Genomic DNA, 14,669 nt, shown 5'->3' on the forward strand with positions numbered 1-14,669 from the left:
GTCATCAACATTTCTCAAAAAAATGCTAATCTAAGCTAACGCGATTACCCATTTAAAAAGCTGGTTAGGATGAAAACAATACTGATTGCCAATCAAAAAGGTGGATGTGGAAAAACAATTACAGCAATTACGCTTGCCTCGGCACTCGCAGTCAAAGGCTATAAGGTTGCACTTGCCGATGCCGACAATCAGAAATCAGCTTTACAGTGGCTTAAACAGCGACCTGAAAATGCAGCCCCGATTCAAAGTCTGGATTGGCGTCATGAGAAATCTATTGGTGATGCTCCCAAAAACTTAGATTATCTGATTATCGATGCACCGGGTGCTTTGAATGGTGAACATGCTGAACAATTGATCAGTGAATGTCATGCCATCATTACCCCGCTTCAACCTTCTTTTTTTGATATCGACAGTACCCGTCGTTTTCTCAAACATATTCAAGATATTAAACGTATTAAAAAAGGTAAAGTTGACGTTTTATTACTGGCAAACCGCGTTAAAGCGCATAGTTCAAGTGCAAAAGACATTCAACAGTTTTTTGAGAAAGTCGAACAACAACCTGTGGCTTGGATTTCTGAACGTAGCGCCTATGGTCAATTGGCAATGCAAGGTTTGAGTATTTTCGATAAAACTCAGAAAAATTATATTTTAATGCAACAACAATGGCAGCCGATTTTAGATGCAATCATTGATGATCCGTCAAATTGGTTCTAATTTTTACTGTTTAGCCGATAAAATTTAAAAAAAGAAAAAAAGCTCAGAGCATTGTCTGAGCTTTTTTTTAGGTTAATATGAAGTTCATAGCCATTTTGATTATTTTTTGAGATTTTCGTGCAAGATTTTAATTTATCAATACAACGTATTTTATTATTTGGGCTATTGCTGATCTTAGTCTATTTAGGTTTTGACGTACTTAAATACTTTATCGTACCTGTGCTATGGGCATGTATTATTGCCTATATGACTTGGCCACTCTATAAACGAATTTTAAGTTTTTGTGGCGAACAGCGTTCTACTTTAAGTGCTACATTGATGACCTTATTACTGATTTTAGTCGTCGGTATCCCTTTTACTTTTGCAATCTTCCTTTTACAACAAGAAGGACGAAATCTCTATTTCGATCTACAAAAACAACTGCTTTCTGGGCACCTCAACGTTCCTGAATTTATTGGAAAATTACCGTTTATTGGTCAAGAAGTGGCTCGTATTGTTCAAGATATCAACGAGAATCCTCGTAGTCTGTCCCAGTCAATCGGGATGTGGATACAAGGGCATCTCAATTATGGCAAATTTGTTCTCAATGAAATCAGTAAAAACCTCATTAAACTGTGTTTTGCTGTCATGTCGTTGTTTTTCTTCTATCGTGATGGTCGTGTGATCTTGCACCAAGTGAGCAAAGCCTTAGAAAAGATCATTGGACCACGTATTCATCATTATCTCGATACGATTTCAGAAACAACGCGTGCTGTGGTTTATGGAATTGGTCTAACAGCTGTGGCTCAAGCGATTTTGGCAGGTTTGAGTTATTTCGTTGCTGGTGTGCCCAATCCGATGGTACTCACCATTGCAACGTTCATACTGGCGTTGATTCCGTTCGGAACTCCTGTTGCCTATACCGCGGTTTCAGTTTGGCTTCTTTCAAAAGGTTTGATGATCGAAGCAATCGGTGTATTTGCATGGGGTGTTTGTATCGTTAGTACCTCGGACAATGTTATTCGTCCTTTGGTCATTTCAGGCTCAACACAGATTCCATTCCTCTTGATCATGTTTGGTGTATTAGGTGGCTTGGCAAGTTTTGGATTTGTTGGCTTGTTTATCGGTCCCGTTATTTTGGCGATCCTATTGGCTATTTGGCGTGAATGGTTACATGAGACTATAGAACCGACTCAAATGCCAAAAGGCACACTCGCTTATGACATTGATGACCCCAAAGATCCGCCAAAAAATGTCGATTAATGGTCTTGGTTAATAAACTTATACATTCAAATACTTAAATTTTATTGCGTGACATCTATAGCTTTGCTTGAATAAACACTACAAGACAAATCTAGGATGCTGCGCAATGTCATCTTTTTTTAAGATTTCTGCATTATGTGCACTTATTGCTACTTTTAGCGTTGGTTGTGCTTCACATACTCCGAGCAAAAATACCCAAGCTGATCAAACCATTACAATGAATTTAGTTTCTGAGCAAGGCATTGGACAAGAAATTGGAACGGTTGCATTTAAAGATTCACCGCAAGGCTTGATGATAAAAACTCAATTATCTAATCTCCCATCTGGTTTTCACGGTTTTCATATTCATGAAAAAGGCTCCTGTGAACCTGCTGAAAAGGATGGAAAAATGACAGCTGCTTTAGCTGCTGGAGGACATTTCAACCCTGACAATGTGGCTCATCACGGTACGCCAAACGATGGTCATAAAGGTGATTTACCTGTTTTAAATGTTGATGCAAATGGCAATGCCAACACAACCATGCTGGCACCACGTTTAAAACTCTCTGACATACAGGGTTTGGCGATCATGATCCATGCAGGTGGTGATAATTATTCTGACTATCCAAAACCTCTAGGCGGTGGTGGTGCTCGTATTGCCTGTGGTGTGATTCACTAAACGAAGTACTCACTACGTAAATAAAAAAATCCCAAATCAATTTGGGATTTTTTATGGTTCAAGATTATTTTCTAGTAACAGTCATCTAGCTAAAGACAACTGCAAACTAAGCACTTTTCTTGCTCTGCTTGGTAGACTTTTCAACTACTTTCTTTTGGCTTTTAGGCTTTTGTTTTGGCACGACATCTTTTGCCAAATTCTGCACGTGTTCTTTTAAAGCTACGACTTGCTGATCTTTTTGCAGCTTTGTATTTTTAGATTTTACAATTTCTTCAGGTGCTTTTTGTTGTTTGCGCTGATGGCTCAAGGCATAACGACGACAATGCTCCAAATAACCTGCCTCGTGTACGCTTACCAGTTCAACAATGCTACGCCACAACCAAAATGGCGCATCGATCGTTTTAGCTTCAGTTTTTTTCAACAAACTTAACCATGATTTACGTGTCTTTTCATCCATTTGTCGTACATGAGCACGCCCCACGACATAAGCCAAATAAAATGCTAAATCTTTAGCTTCATCGGCATCCATTCCTTCGATTTCTAACTTAAGATCTTGCGGTAAAAGTTCACGGACGATCACTGATTTATCCATAAACTTCGTTGCACGCATACGTTTGCCCAAATACGGCGATAAATGTCGCGCGCCTTCTACAACTCGTACAGCATTATCCTTCGGCATTTCCGCATCTGAATAACGTGGTGCCAATGCAGTCGTGCCCTCTTTTAAATCCATCAGGCAAAAACCTTCGCCATCGACGACACGATCATCAAAATCTAAAAGCACTGCATAACGTAAACGCCCCAAAGAACTACAGCCTTTCACCCAATATGCAGCATCCAAAACCGTCACATGACTTGATGAATCTCGATGTTTCAGCATGGTCGCGAGTTCGGTCATATCCTGTTTTTCAAACATCGATTTGATTTCTTTAATTTCAGTTTTGTTTAATGGCCAAAACTTCTTATTTAATGTGATTTTCGGCTTTAAACCCTCCAAGCGTTCTTCTGCCAAGCTTTGCCAAGTTCTACGCATCGCTTCTTTCATCACACTATGAATCAATTTTGGACGAACAAAATCTTCAGTTGGACGACCTTTGGTTTCCAATGCATGCACATAACCAGCATAAAGAGATTCAATCATTTCAGCCGTGACAATCCCCGGTAGATCAGAACTTCTAACCGCAGTCGCCAAAGACAGTCCCAAACGGATAATGTCATTTGCAGGATTGCCGATCACCGTTTGATCTAGATCACGTATTTCGATTTCAATATCGCCATTTTCATTGGCAATCGGTCCCAAATTGCCTGTATGACAATCACCGCAAATCCAAATCGCAGGTCCTTGGGGAATAGAACTTATATCTGCATTTTCTAGCCATTCATAATATTTGGCAGTATTTCCACGGACATAACGATGAATGGACTTCGCCATTTTTAGATTTCTACGCTCATCCAACTCAGCCTTTCTATGTGCGGGTTGTTTAATTTCTGAAGTTGGTTTTTTTGTCATTTTTTAAAGTCCAAGCTTTTTGATCTATTGTTATATTTTGCACATAGTGAGATTAAAATTACATGAACTGTTGTATAACAAATGTTGTATTTTTCACGATCAAATGACTTAAATAACCAATAAGTTTATCTGAAAATTTCACATCCATTTTCCTATAATATTTGACAGTTTGTATAAAAAAGCTCAGGCTATAGATCACGCTAAAATCATCTTAAAAAAAGTGAACAGTCTAAAATTATTGTTTCAGCACTTTAAAATAAACTCTATTTTTATATATTGTTTTCAGATATTTATCGTATTAACAGGTACAACCTTAGGTCTATACTCTTTAGGCTTACAACAACTTATTGTCCCTGTCACTTTGGGTGCTATTGCAACTGCTTTAACTGATTTTGACGATCGCTTAAGTATCCGTCTACGCAATCTATTTTTTGTTTGTGTCCTATTTTTTAGTGTCAGTACCATTTTAGAGTTTTTATATCCCTATAAGCTTCTGTTTATCCTATATTTATCACTGTCTAGTGCAGCGTTTATCTTGATGGGTGCTTTGGGACAGCGTTATGCAACGATCTCTTTTGGCACAATCTTACTCTCTATTTACACCATGTTTGGCTTAGGTGAGCCACATGTTTGGTACTTTCAACCGACTTATTTCGTGGTAGGTGCGCTGTGGTATGGTCTAAGTTCTATTGTTTTTTATCTACTCAAACCGACCCAAGCCGTTCAAGACAATTTATACAATAGTTTTACTGCAATATCTGAAATGTTGATGTGTAAAGCACGACTTTTTGATCCTGATAATTCAGACAATGTCGAACAGCTTTTATATGACTTATCCATTAAAAATAGCCAAGTTGTCCAATGTTTAAATAGTTCTAAAGCCTCGCTTTTGACACGTCTAAAAGCATCTCGAGCCAATAAAAATACCATTTATGGACTCAACTTATACTTTCTCGCCCAAGATATACATGAGCAGGCAACATCTAATTATCTACATTATGAGCAAGTACAGCGTAATTTTAGTCGTACAGATTTGATCTATCGCATTCAAAAAAATATTCGAATGCATGCTGTGGCTTGCCAAAAACTAGCTGAATCTGTGCTCAATCGTGAAAATTTTCAAATTGATCCAAACCACCAATATGTCTTAGATCAATTACAAAGTTCTATGCAGGATTGGATTGCGCAAAACCCCAACAATAGGGAAGTTAAAAACTTATTGTTGATTTTACGCAATCTCAAAAATCTACAAGAACAATTTGAAAATCTAAGCATTGAGCAACAACAATATCGTCAAAACTATCAACAACATCAGGACAATCTCAACCTACTTGATGATGATATACACGGTTTTGCCGATTTTTGGCTCAAAATAAAACAACATCTCAGTCCTAAATCTGCCCTATTCAGACATGCAGTCAGGATTGGCTTTGTCTTTGCTGTGGGTTATGCGATCTCACTTTTACCTTTTGCCAAAAATGGTTATTGGATCTTATTGACCAGTTTATTTGTTTGCCAAATCAGCTATTTTGCAACCAAAAGTCGTTTAAAGTTGCGGACTTTAGGTACTGTACTTGGCGTTGTATTAGGGATTCCAATTCTCTATTTCGTACCGAGTGTCGTCGGACAATTGGTGCTTACCATTGTTTTTGGTGTGTACTTTTTCTATCTGCGCTCTAAAAAATATGCCATGGCAACTCTGATGGCGACCTTAATGGTTTTATTGATTTTTAACTTGAAAGGTGCAGGTTATGCGATCATTTTACCGCGTATTATCGACACTATTTTAGGTTGTTTCATAGCTTGGTTTGCAGTGAGTTTCATCTGGCCAGATTGGGATTTCCGCAATATTTCCAACAACATTAAAAAAAGCAGTCAAGCAACACTAGATTATTTTGATGCAATCGTCGAGCAATACTTACATGGACGTAATAACAGTATTGATTATCGAAAAGCTCGCCGAGCAGCGCACAATGCGCAAATTGAACTTTCCAGTATGATTTCGAGTTTGAGTACAGAACCTAATCCAAATCAAGAACTTGTACATCATGCTTTTCGCTATCTGGTGTATAGCCATAGCCAGTTAAGCTATATCTCTGCGCTGGGAAGCCATCGTGCAGAAATACATGATCAACAAATCATTGATTTATTACTTTGGTGCAAACAAACATTGACCGATGTTCTGATTGAGCAAAAAGACATAGATGAAGAACAAATACAAATGAAATTGTCTGAAATTATGCTTCTCAGCGAACAAGAAACGCTATCAGATGAGCTGTTATTGACGCTGAAGCAAATCAGTCTATTACTTGAAACATTACCTGAATTATTAAATTTAAAATCCATTTTATTAGGTTTAGAAATTAAGTAATCAATACAGTAAAACGCAAATAGTTTAGCGCTATTTATCGTTTTAGCCGTTTTACTTTAAATCTTCACTGAATGTTTCAAAACCGATATTTTTATTCTATTTTTCATTTAATTAGGATATTATCGAGATTAATTCTCATTTTAATTTATGTAAAAGCCATGAATGTTAAGACTTTGCGTATAGTTGGATTTTTGGAAGGGATTTCGTTTTTACTTTTATTATTTGTTGCCATGCCATTGAAATATATTTGGGACAATCCAATCTGGGTTAAGCATGTGGGTATGGGGCATGGTGTATTATTTATTGCATTTGTAGCACTTTTATATTGGGTTTGCCAAAAAATGAAATGGTCAAATCGCTTATTTATCATGGGATTAATTGCATCAATCCTACCTTTTGGTCCTTTTATTTTTGATCGAAAAATCAAGCAATTCGAATCTTAATTCAACATCGAGATACATGGATCAATGTCGTATATATAACGACCTTTTTCTTTTTCTAACTAAGACTTCAAACTCAGTCTTCTAATTTTGCTTTCTAGTTTGGTTTTCTAGTTCGATTTTTTAGTTTAGTTTTCCAATTTATTTTTCGCTCGATTGGTCGTCACAGTACAGCCAATCGAAGCAGCGATAATCACAGATAAAGCCAACCACTGCGTCCAAAGTAGTTTTTCACCTAAAAATACAAAGCCTGAAAGTGCTGCAATCGCAGGCTCTAAACTGGTCAATGTACCAAAAACCAAAGGCGTTAAACTGCGTAGTGCCATCATTTCCAAAGAAAACGGTAAAGCACTTGCCAACACAGCCAAAGCAATAAAATAAACAAAATTTGAAGGTTCAAAAACAGCGAAAGGCATGCCTGCATAGATCGCAATCGGGATCAAACACAACATCCCGATAAACATCCCGAGACAAACGGTGTGATTGCCTGAAATTCCTGTCGGTTTTTGCCCTGAAATGATATACATCGCCCAACATGCACCCGCCCCGAGCGCATACGCAATACCAATTGGATCAAGGCTTTGAGCCGCTTGATCAAAGGGAAATAATAAAAACATACCCAAGATCGCAAGCCCAACCCAAACAAAATCAAATTTTTGTCTGGCATGAAAAAGCGCAACGCTAAGTGGGCCGATAAACTCAAATGAAACGGCGATTCCCAATGGCAATCTAGCGATAGACAGATAAAATAAAGCATTCATCCCTGCCAAAGCGATCCCATAAGTGGCAACTGATTTCCAATTGACCGACTTAAAATCGACGCGCCAAATTTTAAAAAATACCGCCAAAATTAGTGATCCTAAAAGCAGACGCATTACTGAAACGGTCAAAACTGGAAATTGACCGAACAATATTTTTGCCAAGGAGCCACTACTTTGCATACTGATCATTGCGATAAACAAAAAGATCAGTGCTTGTAGATGTGGAGTATTTTTAAAATTCAGCATAGAGACTAAATTTACTTTTTATTTCAATATATAGCGGAATAATGAAGATCAAGTGACGAGGATACTTCCAATAAAAAACCACAAGCCGAAGCCTGTGGTTCTGATTCTAAATTAAATTAGAATAAAACGCGTACGCGAATTGTACCTTCAACGTCATGAAGCATATCAAGTGCTTCATGAGAAGCAGCAGCATCTACGTCCATAACCAAGTAACCAACATCACCTTTAGTCATCAATGATTGACCAGAAATGTTGATACCGTGTTCAGCGAACAAGGTGTTAATTTTTGATAATACACCTGGAACGTTTTTATGGATGTGAAGTAAACGGTGTTTACCTTCAGTCAATGGAAGTGCGATTTCTGGGAAATTCACTGCAGATAAAGTCATACCTTTATCAGAATATGCAACAAATTTTTCAGCAACTTCAAGACCAATGTTGGCTTGCGCTTCCATAGTCGAACCACCAACGTGTGGAGTCAAAATCACGTTATCTAAGCCACGAAGTGGAGAAACGAATTCTTCGCCATTTGCTTTTGGTTCTTTAGGGAATACGTCTACAGCTGCGCCTGCGATGTGACCAGATTTGATCGCATCAGCCAAGTCTTCGATCACAACACATGTACCACGTGCTGCATTTAAGAAGATTGCACCTTCTTTCATTTTCGCAAACTGGTCTTTAGCAAAGAAGTTACGAGTAGAAGGAACGTCAGGAACATGCAGTGTTACGACGTCAGCATTAGCAAGTAATTCGTCTAAAGAACCGACTTGACGTGCATTACCCATAGGAAGTTTAGTGACTGCATCATAATAAATAACGTGCATACCTAAACTTTCAGCAAGTACAGAAAGTTGCGAACCGATTGAGCCGTAACCCACGATACCTAGTGTTTTACCACGAGTTTCAAACGAACCTACAGCAGATTTGTTCCAACCACCGCGGTGAGTTGAAGCTGATTTTGCAGGTACGCCACGAAGTAAAAGAATAGTCTCAGCAAGTACCAATTCAGCGACTGAACGAGTATTTGAGTATGGTGCGTTAAATACAGGAATACCACGTACCATTGCTGCATCAAGGTTGACTTGGTTTGTACCAATACAGAAACAACCTACTGCGATGAGTTTGTTCGCAGCTTCAAAGACTTCTTCAGTTAATTGCGTACGGGAACGAATACCAATGAAGTGCGCATCTTTAACGGCTTCTTTTAGGGCTTCGCCTTCAAGTGCAGTTTTGCGAAAATCAATATTGGTGTATCCAGCAGCATTTAGAGTGTCGATAGCGTTTTGGTGTACGCCTTCTAACAACAAGAAACGAATTTTATCTTTAGGTAGTGAAAGATGTTGGCTCATTACGGCTCCGCTACAAAGGCCAAATTTAGTCGCAGTATGATACCATAGACACAGGTCTATAGAAATTTCGTTTATGACTTTAAAAGTGGATATTTTATCTACACAGGGAATTATCAGGGTAAAACAGGCTTTTTTTGCACAACTTTTGCAAAAATATTCAGTTAAATAGACTTTATTTTTATGAAATGTAATGAGTGAAGATCTATTCTGTGCTTTATCGTGATCTATCTTAAGGGTAAAATGTCGCTTAATTAGTCGCTAAATGATGAAAAAATGAATTATTTTCATCTTTTCAAAAAATTGCATCTTCAAGTTTTATTTTAAATATTTATTTTCAATAAAAGCTTGGAAATACAGCGCTATAACCGCCAAATCACTTGTTAAATCTCGCTAGGTCCGCACAACGATGAATGCTCCAGTAACGATAGCACCTGAATTATTGACCCAATTGACTCAAATTGTAGGTGAAAACCGCATTAAAACTGATGCTGATAGCTTAGAAAATTGGGGAAAAGATCATACTAAACATTTTGATCCAAACCCGTCAGTCATCGTTTTTCCGTCTTCAACTGAACAAGTTCAGTCCATCGTAAAATTGGCAAATCAATTTAACGTAGCCGTTACTCCGTCGGGCGGTCGTACTGGCTTATCTGCTGGTGCTGTTGCTGCCAATGGTGAAATTGTTGTTAGTTTCGACAAGATGAACCAAATTTTAGAATTTTTCCCAGCAGATCGCATGGTTCGTATCCAAGCAGGTGTTGTGACTGAACAGTTGCAAAACTATGCTGCTGATCAGGGTATGTATTATCCAGTTGATTTTGCATCATCAGGTTCTTCTCAAATGGGCGGGAATATCGGGACAAATGCTGGTGGGATCAAAGTAATCAAATACGGTATGACACGTAATTGGGTACTTGGTTTAACAGTCGTGACAGGTAAAGGTGATGTGCTACGTTTAAACAAAGGCATGATCAAAAATGCCACTGGTTATGCGATGCAGCATTTATTTATCGGCGGTGAAGGTACTTTAGGTTTGGTGACAGAAGCTGAAATCAAACTTGAACGTGAACCACATGATTTACAAGTGATGGTACTCGGTGTACCTGATTTTGATGCGATCATGCCTGTATTACACGCATTCCAAAAGAAAATTGATTTGACTGCTTTTGAGTTCTTCGGTGAACTTGCAATGCAAAAAGTGATTGATCGTGGTCACGTGCAACGTCCATTTGAAACAGAGTGCCCTTTCTATGTTTTACTTGAGTTTGAAGCACCTTATGAGCCAATCATGGATGCTGCAATGGAAATCTTTGAGCATTGCATGGAACAAGGCTGGGTACTTGATGGTGTGATGAGCCAAAGCTTAGAACAAGTGCATAGCTTATGGCGTTTACGTGAAGATATTTCTGAAACGATCGCACCATTTACACCATACAAAAACGATATCTCGGTTCTAATCACTCACGTTCCTGCATTTATTAAAGAAATTGATGCGATCGTGGCTGAAAATTATCCTGACTTTGAAATTTGCTGGTTCGGTCATATCGGTGATGGCAATTTGCATTTAAACATTTTAAAACCTGCAAACTTATCTAAAGATGAATTCTTTGATAAATGCCAGCATGTCAACAAATATGTCTTTGAAACTGTTGAAAAATATGATGGTTCTATCTCAGCAGAGCATGGTGTAGGTATGACCAAAAAACCATATTTGGGTTATACACGCAGTGCAGAAGAGATCGAATATATGAAAGCTTTGAAAAAAGTGTTCGATCCAAATGGCATCATGAATCCTGGTAAATTATTCGATTTATAAATCATTTAGCTGTTTAGCTACACAGTTAATATAGTGTAAATTGTTAAGGCATAGCATCATATGGCTATGCCTTAATCATTTGGGGAATAACTTAATGAAACACATATGGATAATTTCAGCTCTATGCCTAAGCGCATTTTCAGGCTGTGCGACAACAAAAAATTTAGTAAATAAAGTTGGCGGTGGAAACTCCGATACTCCCCTTGCCCAAGTGTTAAATGAACGTAGTGATTTAAAACGTAATCTTTCGACTGTTGAACTACGTCAATATTTTAACCGTGTGGAAAATCCAACGGTCGCCGAAGTTAAATTGACAGAAACCAATTTGCTTGATGATTCAGTGCGTTCAATCCGTACTGTTTATAGCTTTAAAAATGTAGATGGTCACTGGCAACGTGTCAATACTCAAAAAGAATATCAATGTATGCGTGGCAATACTAAATCTTTCCAAAAAGCGAAATGCTCTTGATCCTGATTAAAAATCAACATTTAAAATCTCCCCTCAATTATCTTAATAGAGGGGAGTGATTCAATTATTCTCCGATAAAAAATGCCAATTCTAGTGCTCTAAATGGAGAAATTTGATATCCAATACTCTTAGTCATTAGTTGAAAGAAAATATCGAAATTTGTTTCATCAATTAAGTTTTGGATGAGCTGTAAATATTCAAGATAAAGTGCAGGTTGTTCAAGTTTATATTTATATGGTTTTTCATGATATAAAAATTGAAAAACTCGACTATCCCATATGGCATATTGCTCAGGATTAATGAAATGTAATAATTTTGAAGTTCCAACTAGTGAGTTATTAAAAGTTTTTTTTAAGATCCAAAGTTCTGTTTCTTTTATTAAAATTCCTTTTTTTACGTTATTTAAAATTCTTAATATATCTTCAGCATTTTTTAATTCAATTGTTTTTAAAATAGTTGGCATCCATGAATATGTAAAACTAATTCCGATGACAATATTTTCAAGTGTAATTATTTCATTATTCTTAAAATATTCAATAAAGTATGGATAGGATAAAAGGTAATTGGATTGATTCTTATAACTATTTTTCTTAGCGATTCTTATGATTTGATCTAAAATTTCTTGGTTTGAACTAACAGGCATAACGATTGCTATATTCTATAAATCATCCATATATTTTAGTTCATATTAGCCATAAATACATAAATTGAGAAAAAAGTATTAAAAAATGAAAAATTATTATATGTTCATAGGAATAGAATTATATTGTAAATAAGAGCCTCGTTATATCAATGGATATTAAACAAGAAATCCAAAATTTATTTGAAAATAGAGATGAACGTCCACTGTTTTATATCGAAAGTGGCAGTCGTTTATGGGGCATGGCAAGTCCAGACAGTGACTATGATGTCAGAGGTTTTCATCTCCCGTCTAAAGCCCAATACTATGATTATCGAAAGCACCGCGATTTGATTGAAATCATGGATGGGGATTTTGACTTTGTATCTTTCGATTTAGACAAAATGTTTGGCTTACTTGCTAAAAGCAATCCAACCGTTTTGGAATGGGTTCGTGCTCATATTGTCTATTTCAATGAATTTCCAGAGTGGGACAAATTTCGAGATGATTTACTGCAACGTATAGACTATAAGGCATTGTATTATCATTATTTATCTCTTGCCAAAGGTGGCATGAATATAATGCAAACTGCGGATAATTTCACATATAAAAAAGTGTTCTATTCAATTCGAGGATTGATGTCGGCAGAGTTAGCAACACAACGAATCATGCCTGAATTACTCATCACAGATTTATTCGCACAAATCAGCCCAAATGATCCTTTACGACATTGGGCTGAAGATTATTTAGAAATTAAGAAGCAAAAAAAGGAAAAGGCTCAACTCCCTGAGTTAGAACAAGTTCGAATTTTAAAGTTACTGACGGATAAAATCGAAGCACTTAATTTATGTGCTATTGAACACACCAATGAGATCGAAAAACTACAGCAATATTTAACCGAATATAGTTTTAATCTAAAACAATATTTTTACGGTTAACAAATCCCCAGCCTTTTGTTAAAATACGCCCACGAACCGAGTGGGTGTACTCTGTTTAGTTTTCATTCTCACGTTTTATAAACGCATCTTTTAGACACTTTGTGAATACAGTGTTTCCAAGTCGCTAAAACCTTAGCGCAATCACAATTTAAATATTTAACACAGTGCTTGTCATTGGGCTTAAGTTTATTTATTTCAAAATAAGCGGGCTTTCAGCACTTCAATAAAAAGTAGTTACACAATGCAAAAAGTTCAAACAACTGCATTAAATCGTTCTACCTTAATGTTTCCGCTGGCCTTAGTGCTCTATGAGTTTGCGGTATATATAGGCAACGATTTAGTTCAACCCGCAATGCTTGCCATCACCAAAGACTTCAATGTCAGTACGGATTGGGCACCCTCTTCCATGTCATTTTATTTATTGGGTGGGGCTTGTGTGGCATGGTTACTCGGACCATTATCAGACAGACTTGGTCGTAAAAAAGTCTTGCTTGCAGGCGTGATGTTTTTTGTCGTTTGCTGTTTGGCGATCTTATTCACACAAAATATCCAACAATTTATCGGACTACGCTTTTTACAAGGCATGGGATTATCGGTCATTTCCGCTGTGGGTTATGCTGCAATCCAAGAAAGCTTTGAAGAACGAGATGCGATCAAAGTCATGGCTCTGATGGCAAATATCTCATTGCTTGCACCTCTGCTCGGTCCCGTTCTTGGTGCATTTTTAATTGATCATGTGTCATGGCATTGGGGATTTATTAGCATTGCCTTTTTGGCATTTTTAAGCTGGTTTGGTTTAAAAAGTAAAATGCCTGAGCAAAAAGTGAGTATTCCAAAACAGCCGATCAGTTATATTTTAGATGACTTTAAAGTTGTGTTTAAAAACAAACGCTTTTTAGGTTTAACCCTGTCATTGCCTTTGATTGCTATGCCTTTAATGCTGTGGATCGCACTTTCTCCTGTCATGTTGATTGAAGACTTAGGGCTTAGCAGTATGCAATATGGCTTGGCGCAATTCCCTGTTTTAGGTGGATTGATACTCGGTAATATTGTTTTGATTAAAATCATTGACCGTTATCCATTGGGAAAAACCACAATGATCGGACTACCGATTATGTTGATGGGTACTATTATTTTACTACTCGGTGCAATTTGGCAGCAGTATTTGATCCTTTGCTTGATCTTAGGAATGAGTTTGGTCAGCTTTGGTGAAGGGATTAGTTTCTCTGTACTTTACCGCTTTACCTTGATGTCCTCTGAGGTATCTAAAGGTACAGTCGCTGCGAGTGTTTCTATGCTCATGATGTTTGCTTTCTTTATTATTATTGAAGCATCGCGTGAATTGTTTATTCATTTTCATATTTGGGCTTATGTCCTGACATGTTTTGTATTGATCGCCTTATGGTTTAGTTTCCCTCGAATGGAATTGAAAAAAATCATGCAAGAACGTAAGGCAAGAGGCGAGTTTTAAACAAGGAAGATCCAAATGCACATCAAAAAAGGTAAAACTGGGCAATATGCCCAGTTTTTTATTCT

At 37.3% G+C, this 14,669-nt stretch carries 13 protein-coding genes; 9 read left to right on the forward strand and 4 right to left on the reverse strand.

Translation table 11 applies throughout. From position 1 onward, the window contains the following. Positions 1 to 69: 69 nt before the first annotated feature. The 3 genes from F960_RS16460 (at position 70) to sodC (ending at position 2,614) form a co-directional block, all read left to right on the forward strand. Positions 70 to 714: a ParA family protein gene (locus tag F960_RS16460; RefSeq protein WP_004867703.1), complete on the forward strand. Its 645-nt coding sequence runs from the start codon at positions 70 to 72 to the stop codon at positions 712 to 714. A 117-nt stretch (positions 715 to 831) separates the two neighbouring features. Then, entirely contained in the window at positions 832 to 1,956 is a 1,125-nt protein-coding gene (locus F960_RS16465) for an AI-2E family transporter (RefSeq protein WP_004867706.1), read from the forward strand. 106 nt (positions 1,957 to 2,062) lie between these two features. Next, on the forward strand, positions 2,063 to 2,614 hold the full coding sequence (sodC, locus tag F960_RS16470) for a superoxide dismutase family protein (protein ID WP_004867708.1): 552 nt from the start codon (positions 2,063 to 2,065) through the stop codon (positions 2,612 to 2,614). Between the two features lie 106 nt (positions 2,615 to 2,720). Here the strand turns inward: sodC and F960_RS16475 are convergent, their stop codons facing one another. Beyond that, positions 2,721 to 4,124, reverse strand: a complete 1,404-nt coding sequence (locus F960_RS16475) for a DUF2252 family protein (RefSeq protein WP_004867710.1) — start codon at positions 4,122 to 4,124, stop codon at positions 2,721 to 2,723. 220 nt (positions 4,125 to 4,344) lie between these two features. On the opposite strand from F960_RS16475, the gene yccS reads away from it, so the two are divergent. Both yccS and F960_RS16485 read left to right on the forward strand, forming a co-directional pair. Then, positions 4,345 to 6,495, forward strand: a complete 2,151-nt coding sequence (yccS, locus tag F960_RS16480) for a YccS family putative transporter (RefSeq protein ID WP_035374271.1) — start codon at positions 4,345 to 4,347, stop codon at positions 6,493 to 6,495. 158 nt (positions 6,496 to 6,653) lie between these two features. Next, complete coding sequence (locus F960_RS16485; protein WP_004867716.1) at positions 6,654 to 6,938, forward strand: DUF3817 domain-containing protein; 285 nt, start codon at positions 6,654 to 6,656, stop codon at positions 6,936 to 6,938. A gap of 125 nt (positions 6,939 to 7,063) precedes the next feature. Here F960_RS16485 and F960_RS16490 read toward each other — a convergent pair whose 3' ends face one another. Next, positions 7,064 to 7,942, reverse strand: coding sequence for an EamA family transporter (locus tag F960_RS16490; RefSeq protein ID WP_004867719.1), 879 nt, complete (start codon positions 7,940 to 7,942; stop codon positions 7,064 to 7,066). Positions 7,943 to 8,058: 116 nt separating this feature from the next. Continuing rightward, complete coding sequence (serA, locus tag F960_RS16495; RefSeq protein ID WP_004867722.1) at positions 8,059 to 9,291, reverse strand: phosphoglycerate dehydrogenase; 1,233 nt, start codon at positions 9,289 to 9,291, stop codon at positions 8,059 to 8,061. A 406-nt stretch (positions 9,292 to 9,697) separates the two neighbouring features. Between serA and F960_RS16500 the strand changes: the two genes are divergently transcribed. Further along, positions 9,698 to 11,107, forward strand: coding sequence for a D-2-hydroxyglutarate dehydrogenase (locus tag F960_RS16500; RefSeq protein ID WP_004867727.1), 1,410 nt, complete (start codon positions 9,698 to 9,700; stop codon positions 11,105 to 11,107). A gap of 94 nt (positions 11,108 to 11,201) precedes the next feature. After that, on the forward strand, positions 11,202 to 11,576 hold the full coding sequence (locus F960_RS16505; RefSeq protein WP_004867728.1) for a hypothetical protein: 375 nt from the start codon (positions 11,202 to 11,204) through the stop codon (positions 11,574 to 11,576). Positions 11,577 to 11,640: 64 nt separating this feature from the next. Here F960_RS16505 and F960_RS16510 read toward each other — a convergent pair whose 3' ends face one another. Next, positions 11,641 to 12,219, reverse strand: coding sequence for a hypothetical protein (locus F960_RS16510; protein WP_004867731.1), 579 nt, complete (start codon positions 12,217 to 12,219; stop codon positions 11,641 to 11,643). A 149-nt stretch (positions 12,220 to 12,368) separates the two neighbouring features. Between F960_RS16510 and F960_RS16515 the strand changes: the two genes are divergently transcribed. Both F960_RS16515 and craA read left to right on the forward strand, forming a co-directional pair. After that, positions 12,369 to 13,133, forward strand: coding sequence for a nucleotidyltransferase domain-containing protein (locus F960_RS16515; protein ID WP_004867734.1), 765 nt, complete (start codon positions 12,369 to 12,371; stop codon positions 13,131 to 13,133). A 241-nt stretch (positions 13,134 to 13,374) separates the two neighbouring features. Beyond that, positions 13,375 to 14,604, forward strand: coding sequence for a chloramphenicol efflux MFS transporter CraA (gene craA, locus F960_RS16520; protein WP_004867736.1), 1,230 nt, complete (start codon positions 13,375 to 13,377; stop codon positions 14,602 to 14,604). Positions 14,605 to 14,669: the final 65 nt, after the last annotated feature.

Source organism: Acinetobacter gerneri DSM 14967 = CIP 107464 = MTCC 9824, assembly GCF_000368565.1.
In the GTDB taxonomy this organism is placed as follows: Bacteria; Pseudomonadota; Gammaproteobacteria; order Pseudomonadales; family Moraxellaceae; genus Acinetobacter; species Acinetobacter gerneri.

Coding starts and splice junctions, on each gene's coding strand:
- F960_RS16460 (WP_004867703.1), top strand. CDS start 70: ATGAAAACAATACTGATTGCCAATCAAAAAGGTGGATGTGGAAAAACA.
- sodC (WP_004867708.1), top strand. CDS start 2,063: ATGTCATCTTTTTTTAAGATTTCTGCATTATGTGCACTTATTGCTACT.
- F960_RS16475 (WP_004867710.1), bottom strand. CDS start 4,124: ATGACAAAAAAACCAACTTCAGAAATTAAACAACCCGCACATAGAAAG.
- F960_RS16485 (WP_004867716.1), top strand. CDS start 6,654: ATGAATGTTAAGACTTTGCGTATAGTTGGATTTTTGGAAGGGATTTCG.
- F960_RS16490 (WP_004867719.1), bottom strand. CDS start 7,942: ATGCTGAATTTTAAAAATACTCCACATCTACAAGCACTGATCTTTTTG.
- serA (WP_004867722.1), bottom strand. CDS start 9,291: ATGAGCCAACATCTTTCACTACCTAAAGATAAAATTCGTTTCTTGTTG.
- F960_RS16500 (WP_004867727.1), top strand. CDS start 9,698: ATGAATGCTCCAGTAACGATAGCACCTGAATTATTGACCCAATTGACT.
- F960_RS16505 (WP_004867728.1), top strand. CDS start 11,202: ATGAAACACATATGGATAATTTCAGCTCTATGCCTAAGCGCATTTTCA.
- F960_RS16510 (WP_004867731.1), bottom strand. CDS start 12,219: ATGCCTGTTAGTTCAAACCAAGAAATTTTAGATCAAATCATAAGAATC.
- F960_RS16515 (WP_004867734.1), top strand. CDS start 12,369: ATGGATATTAAACAAGAAATCCAAAATTTATTTGAAAATAGAGATGAA.
- craA (WP_004867736.1), top strand. CDS start 13,375: ATGCAAAAAGTTCAAACAACTGCATTAAATCGTTCTACCTTAATGTTT.